General features: G+C 43.7%; 18 protein-coding genes and 3 pseudogenes. 16 read left to right on the forward strand and 5 right to left on the reverse strand.

Features of this window, described 5'->3' with window-relative positions; all coding sequences use genetic code 11:
- The first annotated feature begins 70 nt into the window (after positions 1–70).
- The gene (locus ACHUFI_RS09505; protein ID WP_394248497.1) at positions 71–1561 is read left to right on the forward strand and encodes an EAL domain-containing protein; all 1491 of its coding nucleotides are present in this window, start codon (positions 71–73) and stop codon (positions 1559–1561) included.
- Between the two features lie 89 nt (positions 1562–1650).
- On the opposite strand, the gene ACHUFI_RS09510 is transcribed toward ACHUFI_RS09505, so the two are convergent.
- The 3 genes from ACHUFI_RS09510 to pdhA are packed head-to-tail and all read right to left on the reverse strand — an operon-like array spanning position 1651 to position 4890.
- The gene (locus ACHUFI_RS09510) at positions 1651–2802 is read right to left on the reverse strand and encodes a dihydrolipoamide acetyltransferase family protein (RefSeq protein ID WP_394248499.1); all 1152 of its coding nucleotides are present in this window, start codon (positions 2800–2802) and stop codon (positions 1651–1653) included.
- Entirely contained in the window at positions 2799–3782 is a 984-nt protein-coding gene (locus tag ACHUFI_RS09515) for an alpha-ketoacid dehydrogenase subunit beta (RefSeq protein ID WP_394248501.1), read from the reverse strand. The genes ACHUFI_RS09510 and ACHUFI_RS09515 overlap by 4 nt, the downstream gene beginning before the upstream one ends.
- Positions 3775–4890 carry a pyruvate dehydrogenase (acetyl-transferring) E1 component subunit alpha gene (pdhA, locus tag ACHUFI_RS09520; protein WP_394248503.1) on the reverse strand — a complete coding sequence of 372 codons (1116 nt, stop codon included), beginning with the start codon at positions 4888–4890 and terminating at the stop codon, positions 3775–3777. Before pdhA ends, ACHUFI_RS09515 begins: the two co-directional genes overlap by 8 nt.
- A gap of 570 nt (positions 4891–5460) precedes the next feature.
- On the opposite strand from pdhA, the gene ACHUFI_RS09525 reads away from it, so the two are divergent.
- From ACHUFI_RS09525 to ACHUFI_RS09595, 15 genes and pseudogenes are all read left to right on the forward strand, one after another.
- Positions 5461–5865: a DUF1801 domain-containing protein gene (locus ACHUFI_RS09525; protein WP_394248504.1), complete on the forward strand. Its 405-nt coding sequence runs from the start codon at positions 5461–5463 to the stop codon at positions 5863–5865.
- Between the two features lie 93 nt (positions 5866–5958).
- The gene (locus ACHUFI_RS09530) at positions 5959–6333 is read left to right on the forward strand and encodes a nuclear transport factor 2 family protein (protein WP_394248505.1); all 375 of its coding nucleotides are present in this window, start codon (positions 5959–5961) and stop codon (positions 6331–6333) included.
- A 73-nt stretch (positions 6334–6406) separates the two neighbouring features.
- A pseudogene (locus ACHUFI_RS09535) lies at positions 6407–6631 on the forward strand (hypothetical protein); the annotation flags it as partial.
- Positions 6628–6984 carry a hypothetical protein gene (locus ACHUFI_RS09540; protein WP_394248507.1) on the forward strand — a complete coding sequence of 119 codons (357 nt, stop codon included), beginning with the start codon at positions 6628–6630 and terminating at the stop codon, positions 6982–6984. The pseudogene ACHUFI_RS09535 and the gene ACHUFI_RS09540, both read left to right, overlap by 4 nt.
- A pseudogene (locus tag ACHUFI_RS09545) lies at positions 6888–7410 on the forward strand (SPASM domain-containing protein); the annotation flags it as partial. The gene ACHUFI_RS09540 and the pseudogene ACHUFI_RS09545, both read left to right, overlap by 97 nt.
- Before the next feature lie 8 nt (positions 7411–7418).
- A pseudogene (locus tag ACHUFI_RS09550) lies at positions 7419–8158 on the forward strand (HEAT repeat domain-containing protein).
- A gap of 300 nt (positions 8159–8458) precedes the next feature.
- Positions 8459–8995 carry a nucleotidyltransferase family protein gene (locus ACHUFI_RS09555; protein ID WP_394248509.1) on the forward strand — a complete coding sequence of 179 codons (537 nt, stop codon included), beginning with the start codon at positions 8459–8461 and terminating at the stop codon, positions 8993–8995.
- 41 nt (positions 8996–9036) lie between these two features.
- The gene (locus ACHUFI_RS09560) at positions 9037–9582 is read left to right on the forward strand and encodes an isochorismatase family protein (RefSeq protein WP_394248511.1); all 546 of its coding nucleotides are present in this window, start codon (positions 9037–9039) and stop codon (positions 9580–9582) included.
- Between the two features lie 12 nt (positions 9583–9594).
- Positions 9595–9867, forward strand: a complete 273-nt coding sequence (locus tag ACHUFI_RS09565) for a TfoX/Sxy family DNA transformation protein (protein ID WP_394248512.1) — start codon at positions 9595–9597, stop codon at positions 9865–9867.
- Between the two features lie 14 nt (positions 9868–9881).
- Positions 9882–10202, forward strand: coding sequence for a cupin domain-containing protein (locus tag ACHUFI_RS09570; RefSeq protein WP_394248514.1), 321 nt, complete (start codon positions 9882–9884; stop codon positions 10200–10202).
- 9 nt (positions 10203–10211) lie between these two features.
- A complete protein-coding gene (locus tag ACHUFI_RS09575) occupies positions 10212–10697 on the forward strand; it encodes a GNAT family N-acetyltransferase (protein ID WP_394248516.1) in 486 nt (161 codons plus the stop codon).
- Positions 10698–11566: 869 nt separating this feature from the next.
- Positions 11567–12001, forward strand: a complete 435-nt coding sequence (locus ACHUFI_RS09580; protein WP_394248518.1) for a hypothetical protein — start codon at positions 11567–11569, stop codon at positions 11999–12001.
- Positions 12002–12142: 141 nt separating this feature from the next.
- Positions 12143–12493 carry a DUF4402 domain-containing protein gene (locus tag ACHUFI_RS09585; protein ID WP_394248638.1) on the forward strand — a complete coding sequence of 117 codons (351 nt, stop codon included), beginning with the start codon at positions 12143–12145 and terminating at the stop codon, positions 12491–12493.
- Complete coding sequence (locus tag ACHUFI_RS09590) at positions 12490–13185, forward strand: fimbrial biogenesis chaperone (RefSeq protein WP_394248520.1); 696 nt, start codon at positions 12490–12492, stop codon at positions 13183–13185. The genes ACHUFI_RS09585 and ACHUFI_RS09590 overlap by 4 nt, the downstream gene beginning before the upstream one ends.
- A 6-nt stretch (positions 13186–13191) precedes the next feature.
- Positions 13192–15627, forward strand: a complete 2436-nt coding sequence (locus ACHUFI_RS09595; RefSeq protein ID WP_394248522.1) for a carboxypeptidase-like regulatory domain-containing protein — start codon at positions 13192–13194, stop codon at positions 15625–15627.
- 104 nt (positions 15628–15731) lie between these two features.
- Here the strand turns inward: ACHUFI_RS09595 and ACHUFI_RS09600 are convergent, their stop codons facing one another.
- Positions 15732–16961, reverse strand: a complete 1230-nt coding sequence (locus tag ACHUFI_RS09600) for a hypothetical protein (protein WP_394248524.1) — start codon at positions 16959–16961, stop codon at positions 15732–15734.
- A 305-nt stretch (positions 16962–17266) separates the two neighbouring features.
- Positions 17267–18217 (reverse strand): GGDEF domain-containing protein, encoded by a 951-nt coding sequence (locus tag ACHUFI_RS09605; protein ID WP_394248526.1) that lies wholly within the window; start codon positions 18215–18217, stop codon positions 17267–17269.
- Between the last annotated feature and the right edge of the window lie 117 nt (positions 18218–18334).

Consider the following 18334-nt stretch of genomic DNA (forward strand, 5'->3'; position numbering starts at 1 on the left):
TATATGATGTAAACCTATACATACTACCTATCATTAAGATCTCGTATCGACTACCAGAGCGCTCTTATCTATGCCTGTTCCGCAATATGGAAAAAAATTCATTTTTGCATCCTTCATCGCCCCTATGTTCGTGTTCATTGTGGCCGCGTGTGTCATCGCCAATATCCTAATCTTTAAAGACTTAAAAAGTATTGCCAAGCATTATGTGGTCGAGGTCGATCAAATCATCGAAGACCGTATTCGTGAAAACCAGCTGGCATTAAAGAATAAAAAACATTGTAGTTGGATACAGCAGAAGTTGTTGTTTGAAGGGGCTGTGCGCGAACTCTTGATCGTGGAAGATCAAGTATCGATATGCTCGTCGAAATTAGGTGAGCAAGCTCAAGATGTTCAGCGGTATGTTCCGCCAAGAGACATAGTGCCCGGGCAGTATTTGTTTGACGTAACAGGAGAGCCTGATTCGAGAACATTGGTGGTGGTCAGTTCTTTGCCGGACAGCCCGCGCACTGGTGCGTTTTCTGTTATCGATCGCAACTATATTGCAGCGCGAATGATGAAAGAGCTAAACGGTACGATTGATCAAGTTTATGGTCGATTTGGTAATAAAACCTACCCAGCAGAAATTGAACCAATAAATAGTTATTTCAAAACAGTAAAATCAAAAGCATATAACTATTCCGTCACTGTCGAGACCAAGCAATCTTATGTGATCAGCCAATACGTTTTGATGATATTGAGCAGCATCCCACTTTCATTGTTTGTGTCATTCATGTTTATTCTTGCTTCGAGGCGCTTGAAGAACCAAAACTCGATGGTGGATGACATCAAACGAGGCCTCGCTCGAGGTGAGTTCTTTATGGTTTATCAACCTTTAGTGAACCCGAGCAGCACACACAAGAATAAAGTGGGAGGAATGGAAGCTCTGATCCGATGGCAGCACCCGACCATTGGTTTGGTTAGGCCAGATGTCTTTATCCCATTATCGGAGCAGCACGGCCTCATTAACCGCTTGACGGATTACGTGTTTGGACAAGTCATAAATGATCTAAATGGGCTGAATATCGAATCGAGCGAAGCGTTTCATATTGGCGTGAATGTTCCACCTTCTTATCTTGCGAGTAAAAACTGCATGGAGAAACTTGAGCAGTACGCTCAATGTTTTGCAGAGACTCAGTGGATCCCAACGATCGAGGTAACCGAACGTCAGCTATTAGATAAAGAGTCACAACAAGTGCTGAAAAAAGCGCGAGAAATGGGCTTTAAAGTTTCAATCGACGATTTTGGTACAGGGCACACTTCTTTGGCTGTGCTACAAAATATTGAGTTCGACTATCTGAAAATAGATAAGTGCTTCGTGGATACCGTTGGTGTGGATACGGTGAATGCCCCTGTTTTGCTGACGATCATCGAGCTTGCACATAAGTTGAAAGTTGAGATTGTGGCAGAGGGTGTGGAGACGGAGAAGCAACAGCAGTTCTTACAGTCGCATAACTGTCAGTATCTGCAAGGGTATTATTTCTATCGTCCTTTACCGTTAGCTGAACTTCAGCAAACCTTGTAGTGGTTGAGTCAGGTTCATAGTTATAAAAAAGCGGCTTTGCGCCGCTTTTTTTATGGGAATTATCGATTCCTTAAGACCTTTCCGAATTATTAGGCCGTTGGTTTTTGCAAGTGCTTAACTAACGCCCTCACAAAGCGCGCCGCTTCACCACCGGTACACGCTCTATGGTCAAAAGTCATGGATAAAGGCATGGCTTTGACTTCCATTGGTTGACCGTCTTTCATGATCAGCTTAGTCACGATGCGCCCTGCACCCACAATCGCGACTTGAGGTGGAGATACGACTGGCGTGGCATAAATACCTGCGATGGCACCAAAGTTTGATAACGTAATGGTGCCGTGTTGCAATTGTTCTCTGCCAATTTTACGCTCACGAATCCCTTGTACTGTGGTGTCTAGCCACTGGCGAATGCCTTTGGGGCTGTAATCATCAGCATGGCGAAGAACCGGAACATAAAGCCCGTGAGAACTGTCGACCGCGATACCAATGTTGACGGCACTATGAACGCACCGAGTCATGGTTTCTGCATCGAACCACGCATTCAGCGCTGGCTCTTCTTGGCATGCGCTCACAATGGCGAGGACCAAACGAATCGAAATATCTTCCTTAGATTGCCAGTCTGAAAGTAGTGCCTCTTCGGTAATGGTCACGGCAGCCACGTTATGATGCGATTCCGCCATGGTGTTGACCATTGTGCGCCTAGCGCCTTTTAGCACCTCTGTACCTGGAAGTTGCTTGTCGCATTCAGCGTATATGTCCGTATCAATGATCAATCCGTTCGGCCCGGTTCCTTTTACGGTTTCTAGGTTCACCCCTAGCTTTTGAGCGAGCAAGCGAGCAGAGGGCATGGCTGTGATCAAATCATCGGCAGAAGATTGGCTAGAGTCACCGCCGATCCAAAAGTTATCGACTTCCACGTGGTGACTTTGATGAGACACATTCCCGACAACGGTCGCTGCATCCTCTTTTTGCGCTTTAGCCGAAGTAGAGGCTTCAACAGTTTCACCAACTTCTTCAATTTCGAGCAGTAGGCTACCGATGTTGATGACATCTCCTTCTTCGCCATATCGATTGATGATTGTTCCACTGTATGGCGCAGGCACTTCTACAATGGCTTTGGCAGTCTCTATCGTGACAACGATTTGATCCAGTTTGACGTCATCCCCGGGTTTGATGTGCCACTGGACGATTTCAGATTCCGCGAGACCTTCTCCGAGGTCAGGTAGCATAAATGACTTCATTTCCACCCCTCCACTAGTTCTCTTGCTGCGAGCACAATGTCATCTTCTTGAATCATGAAGTAATCTTCATTTCGGTAATACGGCATAACGGTGTCCATCCCGGTGACTCGTTTAGGTGGGGCTTTCAGTAAGCACATGGCGCTCTCTGCCGTTCTGGCAAGTATCTCAGAACCCACTCCGCAGGTTTTACTGGCTTCATGAACCACTAGCAAACGCCCTGTTTTTTCAAGGGAACGTAAAATGGTATTCATATCAATGGGCTTGATACTAGCGAGGTCGATGACTTCCACTTCGATACCTTGTTTCGATAAGGTATCGGCAGCTTGTAATGACTCAATAACGCAGGCTCCCCATGTCACAAGAGTTAAGTCTCTGCCTTTGCGTAGGGTGAAGCAAGTATCAAGGGGTAAGGCTTGACCATTGTCTTCGACGTTTGATTTCACGGTACGATAGATACGTTTAGGTTCGAAAAACATTACAGGGTCGTTGCTTCGTATCGAGGCGAGCAGTAAGCCATAAGCCCGCTGCGGTGAAGATGGGATCACCACTTTGAACCCTGGAATATGAGCAAACAGCGCTTCAACACTTTCTGAATGGTGCTCTGGTGCATGGATCCCTCCGCCAAATGGAGCACGAAAGACAGCAGGGCAGGTTAATCGACCTCGAGTACGGTTGCGCATTCTTGCAGCGTGGCACATCAAGTGTTCCATGGCTGGAAAGACAAAACCTTGGAATTGAAACTCGGCGACGGGGCGAAGCCCTTGTGAAGCCATGCCAACGGAGACTCCGGCAATAAGCGCTTCCGCTAGGGGCGAATCAATCACACGTTTAAGCCCAAACTTATCTTTTAGCCCGACCGTTGCACGGAATACTCCACCGTTGTCCCCAACATCCTCGCCAAGCACGACTACGTTAGAATCTGCTTCCATTTCATGATGCAGGGCGAGGTTAACAGCTTCTAGTAAAGTGAGTTCAGCCATGTTTACCTCCTTGCATACGCATCGCACGGTGAATCAGCTCGTCACGTTGCTGATTGATCTCTTGTGGAGCAGTCTCGTAAAGGTAGTCGAATGCCGTTTCAGGTGCCTGAAGTGGAAGTTGCAGATAGTGTTCGACTGCTTTTTCGACTTCAACTCGGCAGTATTCCTGTAGCTCTTGTTCCTCTTGCTCTGACCATTGTTGTTCGGACTCAAGGTAGGCTTTTAAGCGAGCAATAGGTTCGAATTTCCACGCTTGATTGAGCTCATCTTCACTGCGGTATCGGCTCGCGTCATCCGCTGTGGTGTGATCACTTAATCGATAGCTGATGGCCTCGATGAGCGTAGGGCCTTTCCCTTTTCGAGCACTGTCGAGAGAGGAGAGCACGCAGTCATACATTGCGATGATGTCGTTACCATCAACGGTCACGCCCTGAATACCTGCACCTTTGGCTTTCTCTGAAAGGAAGTCAGCCGCGCATTGCAGCGCACGCGGGACGGAGATGGCCCATTGGTTATTATTGACGACAAACACTAATGGAATATTCCAGGTGCCCGCACAGTTGATTGATTCTAAAAAGTCGCCTTTAGAGGTTGCTCCGTCACCACATACCACCAAGGCGGCTTTATGGTTGCCTTCTATTTTCAAAGCTGAAGCCACACCTACTGCGTGAGTACATTGTGTGGCGATCGGAACACAGAAAGGTAAATCTCGGCAGCGTGTATGTACGGTACTGTCAAAGTTCGGATCATTGGATGGGCAAAAATCACTGCCTCGTTCATCGCCCCCCCAGTATTGGAGGTTTTTCTCCATTGGGATCCCACGAGCCCACATGGCTGGCATATCGCGATAGTAGGGAATAAAAACATCATCAGCTCTAAGAGCCCGGCCAACCGCGATGCCAATGGCTTCAGAGCCAAGGTGAGACGGGTAGGTACCGAGTTTTCCCGTCCGTTGAAGTGCTACTGCTTTGTTGTCATAGGTACGGGTTAAAACCATGTCGCGATAGAATCGCTTTAATATTGAGGGTTCAGCCCAGCTTGGTAGGGGGCTAACACAGCGTCCATGATGGTCGATAAACCTATGCATGGGTAATGCCTGAACATTCATCTCAAGCTCCTTCTGATGCTGTGCTCTTGGTCGAGAGCAAAGTTCAGCAAGTCACGTATTAGTGTGAAAAGTCATATCGAGATTAGTTGTCTTCAACGAGCTAATCAGAACCACGGCTTGAAATATTGTTCTGGGAATGCGTCTAGCGATATTGAATATTACTAGTAACATCACTCTATTTAGTGATGCATCTTGATATAACCAGATACATTAAGTGTAACTAAAATGTTAAATTATGCTCTATTTAAAGGAATGGTAGTCGATTAAATTAAGCGGAGAAGGGGGAGAAACAGAGGAAAATATGGCTTTCTTTTACTCTAAATGTTAAGGATTGAAGATATTCACTGCTACCAAACCTAATTTCGCAAGATTATTATGCTAGTTAACGGTCACTATTTTTGATAATTACGTGTCAGTAGTGTTCTGATAAAAGGAAATTCTAAAGTGAGTCTCAACGAGGTTTACTAGCGTTTATCTCATCGCGTAGTACTCGAAAAGAGTAAGTTATACTTGCTTGATTTCTAGCGACTATGCGTGAGAGATACATACACAAAAGGACAGGAGTCAGGCGTGAATAAGGATGTACAAGCAAAGTTTGATGATTACCCGGGTTCTGTGAAAGTCAGAATGATAGAGTTACGTCGTTTCATTCTGTCTCTTATTGAGCGAGAGGAGCTTGGCCCGGTTGAGGAAACACTTAAATGGGGAGAACCGAGCTATCTAGTTGAAACGGGCAGTAGCGTAAGAATCGATTGGAAGATGAAGACACCCAATCATTTTTATGTCTATTTTCATTGCCAGACTCAATTAATAGAAACCTTTCGGGAACTGCACTCTGATCGCTTAACCTTCCAAGGTAATCGCGCCATCGTTCTAGACATCGAACAACCACTCCCTACGGCGGAACTCGAGCAAAGCTTGTTGATGGCTTTTCAGTACAAGAGGCTCAAGCATCTGCCTTTATTAGGGGCATAGCAGGGTATATTTTCTCGTTGGAGTTCGATACCCAACGCAGCAAAGTTCAGAGAATAGGTTATTATTTTAAAAGGATATTTAAAGGAATAAACCATGAGTGACACATACACTGAACAAGAACTCCAAACGATCGCGGTCGTTGACGCTCAGCTCGCTGCATACAACGCGCGAGATATAGACGCGTTTATCGCTACTTACCATGATGATATTGAAATCAGCCTATTTTCTGTTGGCCTTCAGATAAAAGGTAAGCAAGCTTTAAAAGAGCGATACGAGCAAAAATTTAAGGAGCTGAAGTACCTCCATGCGACAGCGATGAAACGAATCGTGCAAGGCCAGTATTTGGTGGATCACGAACTGGCAGAATCTGCGAGTACTGACCCAAATAAGATCGATAATAGCGTCACTGTGATCGCTGCTTATGAAGTGGTCGATGGTTTGATTGTTCGTGTGAGTTTCATGGGTTAGTTCAAACCTAGTTATCCAAAAAATGAAAAAGCCGCCGTTATGAGAATAACGGCGGCTTTGTTATTGAGTGACTTTAGAGGAAGACATGCCCCAAACCGGAGATGGTGCTGAGGAGCAAAACGTAGCGGAATTGATGATAAGAGAGACGCTCAAGACGAATGAAATATTGGGCAGTGGCGAGCTTGCGAACAAGTGGTTAAAACGAGTTGAGGTGGCCCCGAAATATTTTCTCAAAACCAAATTTCAGCTCCAGCTTAGAGAGCAATCGCAACAAAGTAGTCATGAGTTAATACGATGAACGACAAACTCACTCTGTTGAAGAGCCGAACTCCACTAGCAAGTTTGCTACTTACTGTAGCGGTATTACTGACGGTTCTCTTTAGCACTTCAAGCTTTGCTATGAGCATGCACCAATTAGTCAAAGGCCATCACATTGAAATAGAGTCGTGGTTGGGTGATAAAGACAGCCCAGCAGCAGACGGAGAAATCAACGCATTCAGCGTAAACGAAAAAATCCTCTTGAGTATCGATATAGGCAGTTCTCGCTGGTTTACCAGTGGATTCAAAATGATATTGGCAAAGTCTTTGTGCAATATTTTGAAGCGAGTGTCGAAACATGGATGGGGCGTAAAAACCCACTGTGTACCTTAAGTGACCTCTGCGGGAAAGGTTTGGCGATGGAGCCCAATGGAGATGTGTTCGCTTGTGACCATTACGTGTATCCAGAATACAAGATTGGCAACATTCATCATCAAAAGCTTGATGACCTTGCATACAGCAAGCCCCAACAAAACTTTGGCTTTTCAAAATCTCGTACATTGACAACACAGTGCCAGCAATGCGATTACAAATTTGCATGTCATGGCGAGTACCCAAAAAATCGTTTCATTAAAACGCGTTCTGGGGAGGCGGGGTTGAATTACTTATGTGCTGGTTGGAATAAATTCTTTGCTCATGCGGATCAATCACTTGCCTATTTTTAAGAGCGACGGGACACCCTGTGGCACATGGTAAGTACAGTGACGCAGAATTGAGAGCAAAAAAGCAAAAACTCCAGTATTCGAAACTAAATTTTAGGAGCAGACATGATGAAAAGAAGCATCGCATTATCAATAGCACTACTGGCGACGGCACCAGTAATGTCTGCAGAAAATATTCAACCATTAGCGACTGACAATACTCAGGAACAGGCAGAAACTACAGATGTTCAGAGTAGAATTAGCCAGCTTTCTTATATCGCACAAGATCAAAATCAGTCGGTGGTTAACCGAGCGAGGGCACTTCAGGAGTTGGCTGCGTACCCAAGTCAAAATGCCTTAGTCGCGGTGGCGAGAGGCCTTAAGGACACCAATCCTGAAATTCGTGAAGCGGCGGTCATAGGGTCAGAGCCTTATCAATTAGAACACCGTTGGAAAATGGTGGCTCCACTATTAAAAGATAAAGTTGAAATGGTGCGCCACACTGCGGCCTCGAACCTTGTTCGGGAGCACTACATTATTCCAAATCACTGACTTTAGTGAGACTAGACGAAAAGCGTCTTGCCGCCGGTGAGATAGACGTGGCAGCCAATTTAGCTAAGAACAATAGCTATTACTGGTACCTTAATGGTGTTTTGCAGGAGCAATTCGACATAGATAAATCGACAGGATCTTTTGAGCAAGCTTACTTAATATCCGGAGCCCCGGAGCCGTTATATGCCGTGTGCGATATCTATGTGCGCTACAGTCATACTAATGCTGATGATTGTTTGGAAGAGTTAAGTAACGTCGCGCCGAAATACGTGATAGACCAATTGAAAGCCAAGAAATTGAGTGAAGATAGCTAATTAGTATTGGCGAGCAAAAGCTCATTAATAAACCGCCGCTAAGGAGAACTTAGCGGCGGTTTTTTCGTCGTAACCCACAGTTATATCGCGAATCAATCGATTGGTTTGGGCTAGGTCACATCACGGTTTTTAAATTCTGTCTAATCCTCTACTTTAATCACAGAGTATGAAGTTCATCATTATTCCTCGTTTAAGACTTATGGGACTATGCTAGTCAGTGGACTTTGATATTGGCGCTGATTATTAGGTAACAATTATCGCCATCGAGATATGTAAAACGATTTCTGATGTGGGTAGTAAATGGAAAAAGTAATACAGCTAATCAAACAAGACCCAATGAGAGTTCAAGTGCTTGAACAAATTAAACTATTGGATCTTCCTCAATGCTATTGCGCGGCTGGGTTCGTACGAAACCTAGTTTGGGATCATCTCCACGAGAAAACTTCGCGGACTCCGCTAAATGATGTCGACGTGATTTATTTTGACCCACAAGACACGAGTGATGAACGGGATATTCAATTAGAGCAGCAATTGTCTGACGCTATGCCGGACATTCAATGGCAAGTCAGAAACCAAGCTCGTATGCACGTTAGAAACGGAGATCGGCCATATCAAGATGTCGTCGACGCGATGAGCTTTTGGCCAGAGAAAGAAACAGCTGTCGGGGTGAGGAAGTTATCAGAGCACCGTTATCAATGTATCTCTTCTTTTGGATTTGAATCTTTGTTTGCACTGCACCTTTCTTATAACCCTAATCGGCGAAGGTTGGAGTTTGAAGAAAGGGTCGAAGCCAAAGGCTGGCTGGTGACTTGGCCGAAATTGACCGTTGTTTACTAGCGAGTACCTTTCCCATATGTACAAGAAACACGGAGCGTTTAATGTTAACTAAAGATAATACAGGGCTGATCATCGTAGATGTGCAAGGCAAGCTTGCAAGTCTCGTTCATGAGAGTGAAGTGATCATTGAAAACACGATTAAGTTGGTCAAAGGGGCATTGGCACTAGAATTGCCGATTATATGGCTAGAACAAAACCCTGAGCGTTTGGGGCCAACCGTGGAAGGGATCAATTCTCTTCTGAGCGATGCGGGCATCGAACCTATCTCAAAATTTACCTTCAGTGGCTGCTCGGAAAGCAAATTTAATGAAGCGGTGAGCGAAGCCAACGTCGACTCTTGGTTGATATGCGGCATTGAAACTCATATTTGTGTTTATCAAACGGCTAAAACACTGACCATCGAAGGGCATAATGTCGAAGTCGTAAGTGATTGTTGTTCTTCTCGAACGCCTGAAAACAAGGCTCTTGCCTTGTCTAAGCTACAGGCTGAAGGAGTGGCAGTGACTGGATTAGAAATGTGTTTATACGAACTAGTGGAAGATTCAAGAGCACCAGTATTTAAAGAAATTTTGTCTTTGATTAAGTAGATAGGGTGAAAGTTGAAAGCAAAACGAATTAGCGATTTGAAGGGTTTTGGCCCAAAAAGCGAAGCGATTTTTGAACAGATAGAGATCTATTCTGTAGAGGATTTCTTTGCGGTTGATACTTATGAGATATACGCAAGATTAAAAGCAAACGTCAAAGGTACAGGGCTGAATTCGATTTACGCCATCATAGGCGCTAAGGAAGACGTTCATTGGCAAGAAATCGCTCGAACTCGAAAGACCGAGATTTTGCTGAGGTTAGATGAACTCGGGCTCGCGCCTAAGTAACAAGGAGTAGCGAGATGAACAGCGTTGGTAACCTATTTCAGTCACTGCCGGCTCACCTACCTGACGAGGTGTTTGAAGACATTGTCAAAACAGATGCCATCAGAATTGAGCGAATCTTGTCTTATGGTCACTCTTCACCAGAATCGGGCTGGTATGATCAAAAAGAAAATGAATGGGTGATGGTACTAAAAGGCACCGGCACCTTAGAGTTTGAAAATGGGGAAATCGTCGTGTTACAGCAGGGGGACTACGTCACGATCCCTGCTCATAAGAAACATAAAGTAGCGTCTACCTCGAAAGACGAAGTAACAATTTGGCTAGCAGTATTTTATTAAGGGAAATGGATGATCAATTTACGTCGAATGCGAGAAGAAGAATTTCCAGCGTACAGCGATTGCTTTATTGAGGATTATAGCCAGGAGATCTCAAAAAATTATGGGCACTCAATAGAGCGCGCAATCGAGCTGGCAAGACAAGATTTACAAAATAGCTTCCCGAACGGCTATGAATTAAATGACCATGAATTGTTGTGTATTGAACAACAGGTAGAGGGGCAGTCAAATGTGATTGGTTACCTGTGGCATTCAATAAACACCAATAAAAACTCCACCTTTATTTATGATTTTTTCGTTGCTGATTCAATGCGAGGGCAGGGAATAGGCAAGCAAGCAATTAAACTTCTGGAAGCTCAGTTAGTTGAGGTTGGTATCGAGCAAATCACACTGCGTGTGGCGTATCACAATGAACGTGCACTTAAGCTTTATCAGGAAGTCGGCTTTTCAATTACAGGACTAAATATGATGAAGAACATTGAAGCAAATGGTGACTAGCATTATCGATTCATCAGTGTCGGTACTTTATAGGCACTTATGAGTATCAGGTTTCAAGGTTTCTCCCACATTGGAGAATCACCCAATAAGGATAAGAAATGAAGTTTGTTTGGTTAAAAGTCATTATTACGGTGTTGGTCTTCGCGGCGCTGTTTGGTGTGGTGTATTACAAAGTCGCAAGCGGCAGCATGTAGCTATCCAAGAGGTTGCTGCAGGTAAATATTGGCGAACATTATCATTGTAATCAAAACCGCACTTGTGCGGTTTTCTATTGTAATTGAAAGCCGTGTTTAAAACATTAGTAGTGAATTCAGAGGTGAATTAAATAGTAGGAAACGGTTTTAAATAGGGTAACTGTTCGAAAGCGTCAAGCTTTAGAATTTGGTGAACGTAGCTCTTGTTATGGCAGGTGCTGGAAGTTGAACTTCACTGAAATATTTCATTTATATTACAATATTAATAAATCATAAGAATTTCCAACATTTGAGACTGACATTGCATTTTCTCAGGTCTTTTAAATGTTCAATCTATTAATATTAACGAGTACGTCTAATTAATTTAGTGTTTTAATTGACGGTTAATTAAATTTTTATGGTGTTAATTAGACTTTAATGTATTAACGAAAGCTAATTATAATAGAAAACATGTTTTATATTAGGTGCGATCGATATCTCCAATGTCATTATTAATATTGTTGTTATTACTGGTGATTTGCGTGATCTTATTCTCACTACATTCGTTTTGGTAAATAAACTTGTATCAATATATATATTTTGCAAATAGGATAATTGTTACTCACTTGTTATATTTTTATTTGCATGGTGAGACACTCTAATAATAATGCCGTTTTTGATATAAAGGATTCAAACATGAACAATGTTCTTAAGGTCTTAGCTGTATCTGCTCTATCCCTTTCTTCTGCTAGCACTTTCGCAGCGAGCCAGACTTTTGATGCAACACTTGAAGTAAAACAAGCAATTTCAATGGTTAAAACAAGCGACCTTGATTTTGGTATCATCACAACAGATAACACAACTGACATCGTGATCGCCCAAAATGATGCAGGAGCTGCGGCATTTACTGTTTCTGGCGAAGCCGGTGATTCGGTAAGTGTAGCTATTGCAAATACCAACCTAGTAAACGGCGCGAATACTATTGCAGCTGAGTTTGATTTCATTAACGCTCTAACATTAACGGGTGGTAACGCTGATCTTAAAATTGGTGGCACTGCTCGTACGTCAAGTGCAACACTAGTAGCGGGTACTTATACTGCGAACGTGTCAGTAGACATTACTTATCAGTAATTAATATAAAACTTAGTTAATATTAGTGGCTGTGAATTGGCAGCCACTATCTATATGAAAACTCATATTAAGTATCTAGTTAGCGCTGTATTACTTTTATTATCTTTTCCTTTATATGCACTAACTATTATCCCCGAAAATATGGAAGTGAGATTTCCAGGGGTTTATATATCCGGTTCAGGGCAAAATGCTGACTCAAGCCCATCGAACAATCAGGTTCATGTCGTACGTTTTTATGTCGAGGGAGAGCCAGGAAAAAAGATTGTTGTTTCCCTACCAACCAAGCAATACCTGAATCACTCTCGAAAATCTAAGCGTATTCGAATTCGTAAATTTCATTTTGGTTGCGGCCTGTCAAAGCGTGGACGGGCAAAAATTAAAAGTAATGGAAGAACCAAAATACTGTGTATCGGTGCCAAAGTGAAAATTGGTGCGAATCATCCTGCAGGTACTTACACCAGCACCATCCCATTTGAGGTTAATTATAAATGAAGTTGTTAATTTCATGCATTCTGGGTTTACTCTTATCCACTCAGGCCTATGCTCAACTCCTTATTGCTCCGACACGTTTTGTTCTTGATGCTGATAAATCAGTCACAGAAAAAATTGTGGTAGAGAACAAATCAGAACAACCACTTCGCTTGGAAATCAAGGCCATCTATCGACCTGTGAAAGCGAATGGAGTCAGCCGAACTGACGATAATGTCGCTGAAGCAGAAAACATCGCAGATTGGCTAAAAGTCTCTCCGCCTATTATTCGAGAGCTAAAGCCGAATCAAAGGCGGACAGTCAGATTACGAATGAATGCGCTTCCAAAAGACATGCCCGACGGTGAATATCGTGCGTACTTATGGTTTGCGCCAATAGTGAAAGCACCGGAAGTAACACAAGCGGACGATTCGAGTAACGGCTCTGCCTTTCAGTTGAACTTCCATATCAATAGCTACATCCCAGTGTATGTACAAAAAGGGAAAGCAGAGCAAGATGTAAAGGTATCTTGTGGAAAAGAAGCATTGCACATTCGTAATGACGGCAATTTTCAGTTCAATGCCCAGCTAAAAGTGGATGACCATGTAGAGAAAATTGTATTGCTTAGGAATGCAGAGTTGGTTAAACCCTTTCCTAAGGGGGCAAACATTACCTTGACCCAGAAACAGCAAACACTTTTCGAGTGCACCTTATAACCATTTATGGCCAATACGGTTTGCTGGCTGGTACTTCTGTCATTCGCGCTACTTGCTTTACCTGCACACGTTAAAGCGGAGGATTCTGAACTTTACCCCGCGCATATAGAGGTGCGGTTAGGTAAGGTTGGGGATAGCTTTTATCGCGTTATGATGGATGGCGATGAAGAGCCGTATTTTTCCATCCCTAACATCGCATTTTCACTGTTAGAGATGGTGGGGGAGTGCGATGGTAGCCTTTGTGAAATATACCTTCCTAAAGATGTCGGGAAAGAATCACCGCCTTTTATTGTCGACATAGAACAGGCTGTTTGTTATCGAGATGACTCCGATATCCAAGCGATAAAAGTGGAGGTTGTCGAAGGTGAAGCGTTTGTCCATTGGTATAGTCTGCAGGCCTGTATTCCCGTTAAGCTTCGTTGGAATATTGATGACTACCGCCTGAATATTAGCCGTGAGTTCAGTTCGTTGTCTGAACTCGAAGCCGTCATTTCAAAGATCAAAGAAGATTCCAGAAAAAAAGCGGAAGACTTAAAAAAATTCAAAGATTTACCCGCGATTGACCCACAAGAAAGTATTGGCCTTGCGACTCGGCTTGCCGGATCGGTTTATCACGATAGCGAGACAGGGCGAGAGACCTACTTGTTGTCTGATTCCATCTTAAGTACCGACCTTTCGTTTTCTAGGCTGTCTATTGATTCCCGAGAAGAACAACCCATTGTTTACTACAACATTGCTGTAGAGGCTCATGAAGGAGATGGAACCTTAGAAATTGGGCATGTGCTTCTGGATGGCAGTGTGTTTACTATCAATCAGACCTTAGAGCACGGTTTGTATTACACCAACCGAAAGCGACAACCGGAGTCGGGCAACCTTCAATTGGAGCGAACCACACAACCAAATATCAGTATCGACGTGCTAGTAAATGGCATTTATCAAAACACTTATCGTTCAGATGAATTTGGTCGCTTTGTTATTGATGAAGGCAACATTGCACCCGGTGACACCATTAAGTTTCGTTACTACCTCTCCAAAGGAATATGGAAAGAAGAAGAAATTACAGTAGCTGGGCTTGAGGATTCATTTTTGCCAAGCAATGAATGGGGCGTGCATGTTGTTGGGAACGAAGGGAGTGATAGAGCAGGGGCTGTCTCTCTAGAATATGGCATCGCCGATTACTTTACCGTTGGTAGTGCGTTTATGCGTCATGAGGGCAGTGATTTGGTAGGAGTGCAGGCGCGTTATTTGCCGACACATTGGTTTGCTGGGCATGTTGGCTGGGTTCCTGATTTATCTCGATATCCAATGGAGTTTGATGTCTTGCTGGGTAGTGACCAGTCTGCGTCAGTTGAGCTCAATAAAGCCGACGAGCTGGATATTGACTCTCCGGAATACGATGTTTTCAAATACAGTTACTCCAATTCTAGCTTAACCGCCTACGTGACGGTTCGAGACTCAGATGAAGAGTTGACGATAGAACCCAAGATAAACTCTCGCATCTCGCGTAACTGGTTCCTTTCATACTCATCCGACTATCGGTATGCCAAAGCTGCTAATGATGACCGGCACCTTCACACACTTGAGTTAGCAAAAAGCGGATTTTCAGATACGTCTTGGAATATATCGGGGACAGTGGATGAAAAAGGGCATCACGAACGAACAGAAGTGTCGATGCGTAATGCATGTAAAGAGTGTTTGCTCAACCCATGGGACACCTTTCAAGAACTTACGACGAATGTTTCTGCGCGTTATCAAAAACAGCAAGTGGAGTTTACCGCGTCTATGGAAGCTCGTGTAAATCCATACTTTCTTGTGAAAATGGAAGGGACAGAAGAAAGTTACGGTTTGGAGATGACAGCAGAGTTTGGCGCTAGAACGTACTTTGACGAAAACATCGGCGAGTTTATTGAATGGAACAAATACAATCACTCCAAGTTAACCGGAAGAGTGTTGGACCAACAAGGGAGACCGATCAAAGGGGCGAGTTTACAAGTGCTCGACCAGCGCACCGAAAGTGATGAAAGGGGAGAGTTTGCGTTTGCGAGTGTACCTGCCAGAGAAAAGTTGTCGATTTACGTTGATGAAGGTGCGCTCGATTTGAATTTAACTCCTACCCAAAATCCTATTTTGGTGAATACAAAGCAAGTTGGTCTTACACATGTGCAAATTGAAATGGTCGCGTCGTTTGGTGTAGATGGGCGAGTAGAGGGAAACTTGGAAAAGCATGCCTTTCTTCATTTTAATCATATCGAAAAAGACACTGAGTATTCGAGTGAAGTAGAAAGTGATGGCTTCTATATGGTGGAAGGGCTACTGGCTGGTAAGTATATCGTGACATTGGAAATGGGCGGAAAGAAGTATGTTCAAGGTGCGGACCTTAATAGTGATTTTTGGCTGAGTGATTTGACGTTTAACGTAATAGACTTCCAGCGAGTGCTTTAGGCTAGCTCTTTGCTATTAGAAAAAAGAGTTGAACCTAAAAAAGCCGTGCGACGCTTTTGTTCAGCAACGCACGGGTTTCGGCGAATTTTACAGTGACGTTGTCATTACACGTCAGTTAAAGCCGGTTCTTTGGTTTTCTTTCTGCGTTTTTTTGATTTTTTCTTAAAGCCACTGATATCACCGAGCAGTGAGTTCCCTAACGGTTTCGCTTTCACCTTAGCGAGTCCGATATAAAGGAAATCGCTCGCGGGAGTCGCGCCGCCAAGTAATATTTCGGATTCATAGTCATGCTTCCATTTCTTATCGTCTTTACTAAACGCCATGACAATCTTTTCACTATTGAACTTATTCCATAGCTCAATCCCATCTTGGATGATGAGTGGATAAGATTGCTCAGTGACTCTAATGGCCAGCCCCATGTTGTATGACTCTTTCGTTTTACTACTACTCGCTGATCCCCTTGAATATTCAACGGCGTAGTCAGGTTTGCCGCTGGTTGAATGGAAACCGGACGTGGTCACACCTGGGCCTGATTTATGAGCGTTGGCCATTTGCAGAAGTTTGTAAACGTTCAAATGGTTTTGTGGTACTTGTGGCAAATCTAGTACGAAGCGCCTTCTCAAATAGTTCGCTTGCCTGTCATTAGGCATATTAAGGGAGCTGCTTGCTTTGCCCATCACGCCACTGTCATAAAGGTATCTTAATGGCACTAAACCATTAATGAGAATAGAGTTCACCACGTTTTCTGGCACCGCTTTTAGCCCCATGAAAACGACAGGATCTTGGTTGAGGTTTTGTCCTCGAATCTTTGACATGGTTAGCGTGAGATCGGTTCTTGGGTGCATGGCCATTTCACGCTGGTTTTGTTCAAACAACTGCTTGAAGGTTGCAACCGGATTGGAATGCCTTTGGTTGGCAAGGATCTCACCAGTTCTGCGTCTGTGGTAGGCAAAGTACTCAGCGACACTCTCATTATACGGTGTTGTCAGTGCCGTTTCGGTATTTCTAATTTGGGCGAGTAGATACGCTCGGTTACGTAACTTCACTTTAGGCAATATGACATTGTTGCTCAGATAAATAATGTCACCGCAGTTGTATATCGGTACTTGCTCTAAGTCAGGAAGTGGTGCACGAGTGATGATCTCTGGGCGCATGACTGACAGTACTTGAAGTATCAGGGCAACGTACCTCACTCGTCCTTCATGAGCATCAGATGAAAGGTCACTGGTTTGGAACCTTGGGAATTGGCAGTTTGCAAACTCCACAGAGGCTGCCGTTCGCGTAAAGCCGTTACTTTTAAGCCATTGAATTGCTGACGTTGGGGACTCCCACATGTCACTCTCCTCAGTTGTTTTTAGAACGAGCGATCGGTCGTTCTTTTATGTTTTGAGTGTTAGCGCTTTTTTAGGTAGCGCTTAGTGGAAAAGTAGCAGAATCAATTATGCAACAATGTGATTATTTATTTTAAGACGTGAGAATATGGAAATTCTGCACAACTTGGTTGTAATTTATAAAATAAACAATTTCATGGTCGATGGGCGTTAAAAAGGGGTAGAGAAAGGCTGAATAGTAAAGGGCACGTCGGGATAAAAAAGAAGAAGCGATATACGGGAAAACGAAGAACTTGTGATTGCCAGTATTAGCCTTTGCATTCTGCGCTTTGGTTTCTACCCCGTTCTTTGGCTAAGTAGAGCCCGCAGTCTGCTTTTTCAATTAAATACTTTGTTGTGGTGCTTTCTGATGGGATCAAAGAGACGTAGCCTGTACTAATGGTGACTATGCCTCCGTCGTTGTCATGAGAGCTCGGAATGCGCAACTGCTCAATATCGGTTCTGATCTTTTCAGCCAAAACGGCGACTTCTTCGGCATCACCATAACTGATCACTGCGAACTCTTCGCCACCATAGCGGCAAACCACGTCTGTAGAACGGCTGCTGCTGCTTGCAATGGAGTTGGCGATAGTAATTAAACATTCGTCTCCAGCATAATGACCGAAGAGATCGTTGTAGGCCTTAAAGTGGTCGATGTCACAGAGAATGAGTGAAACAAAACGTTTTTCTCGCTTGGCCAAGTTCATTAAGAACATGAGTTGGCTATCGAATTCCCGGCGATTCTTTAGCCCCGTTAGGCTGTCTGTAGAAGCTTTTAAATAAAGCAGTTCATTGGCGGTTTCTGGTTCGATGATACCAAACAACAGAGTCGCTCTTCCTTCTTTGTCTCGGATTAGCGCCTTTGCTCGGCTAGAGAAAAAGAGGACTTTGTCTTGGTGCTCGTCGTAGTACGGGAAGCTGTTACAGTATTCATTGAGAGTGTTGAGGCGTAGATCTCGATAGTCATCAAACACTTTTTGAGCTTTTTTGTTGTTATTAATTGCAATGAATTTGTTGTAATCACCAGCGATTGGGCAGGTTTTGCTAACGGAATGCTGGGTTTTGTTCGGATCGAGATGGAATGTGCGACACATGGTGTCATTACAGTAGAAAGCATCGGGGTTATCTTCTAAATCGATAATCCACCAAGATACGCCCGCAAAGTTCAGTATTTCTGAACATTGCTGGTAGTATTTTTTTATTCTTTCGTTTGGAAACATCTTCCAACCTTTCAACTACTGCTATTTCATAAGATTACGCCAGTTTACACTGAAAGGAAACGTATTAAGAGATTGATTAATAAGTTTAACCAATGTGTTTAGCGTTGAAATTCACGC

The organism is Vibrio profundi (assembly GCF_043642225.1).
Lineage (GTDB): Bacteria > Pseudomonadota > Gammaproteobacteria > Enterobacterales > Vibrionaceae > Vibrio > Vibrio profundi_A.

What these genes read in the sequence shown, in the direction of transcription:
- ACHUFI_RS09530 (WP_394248505.1), top strand. Translation starts at nt 5,959, where the DNA reads ATGAGTGACACATACACTGAACAAGAACTCCAAACGATCGCGGTCGTT.
- ACHUFI_RS09590 (WP_394248520.1), top strand. Translation starts at nt 12,490, where the DNA reads ATGAAGTTGTTAATTTCATGCATTCTGGGTTTACTCTTATCCACTCAG.
- ACHUFI_RS09555 (WP_394248509.1), top strand. Translation starts at nt 8,459, where the DNA reads ATGGAAAAAGTAATACAGCTAATCAAACAAGACCCAATGAGAGTTCAA.
- ACHUFI_RS09540 (WP_394248507.1), top strand. Translation starts at nt 6,628, where the DNA reads ATGAACGACAAACTCACTCTGTTGAAGAGCCGAACTCCACTAGCAAGT.
- ACHUFI_RS09510 (WP_394248499.1), bottom strand. Translation starts at nt 2,802, where the DNA reads ATGAAGTCATTTATGCTACCTGACCTCGGAGAAGGTCTCGCGGAATCT.
- ACHUFI_RS09575 (WP_394248516.1), top strand. Translation starts at nt 10,212, where the DNA reads ATGATCAATTTACGTCGAATGCGAGAAGAAGAATTTCCAGCGTACAGC.
- ACHUFI_RS09600 (WP_394248524.1), bottom strand. Translation starts at nt 16,961, where the DNA reads ATGTGGGAGTCCCCAACGTCAGCAATTCAATGGCTTAAAAGTAACGGC.
- ACHUFI_RS09505 (WP_394248497.1), top strand. Translation starts at nt 71, where the DNA reads ATGCCTGTTCCGCAATATGGAAAAAAATTCATTTTTGCATCCTTCATC.
- ACHUFI_RS09580 (WP_394248518.1), top strand. Translation starts at nt 11,567, where the DNA reads ATGAACAATGTTCTTAAGGTCTTAGCTGTATCTGCTCTATCCCTTTCT.
- ACHUFI_RS09605 (WP_394248526.1), bottom strand. Translation starts at nt 18,217, where the DNA reads ATGTTTCCAAACGAAAGAATAAAAAAATACTACCAGCAATGTTCAGAA.
- ACHUFI_RS09515 (WP_394248501.1), bottom strand. Translation starts at nt 3,782, where the DNA reads ATGGCTGAACTCACTTTACTAGAAGCTGTTAACCTCGCCCTGCATCAT.
- pdhA (WP_394248503.1), bottom strand. Translation starts at nt 4,890, where the DNA reads ATGAATGTTCAGGCATTACCCATGCATAGGTTTATCGACCATCATGGA.
- ACHUFI_RS09570 (WP_394248514.1), top strand. Translation starts at nt 9,882, where the DNA reads ATGAACAGCGTTGGTAACCTATTTCAGTCACTGCCGGCTCACCTACCT.
- ACHUFI_RS09595 (WP_394248522.1), top strand. Translation starts at nt 13,192, where the DNA reads ATGGCCAATACGGTTTGCTGGCTGGTACTTCTGTCATTCGCGCTACTT.
- ACHUFI_RS09560 (WP_394248511.1), top strand. Translation starts at nt 9,037, where the DNA reads ATGTTAACTAAAGATAATACAGGGCTGATCATCGTAGATGTGCAAGGC.
- ACHUFI_RS09585 (WP_394248638.1), top strand. Translation starts at nt 12,143, where the DNA reads ATGGAAGTGAGATTTCCAGGGGTTTATATATCCGGTTCAGGGCAAAAT.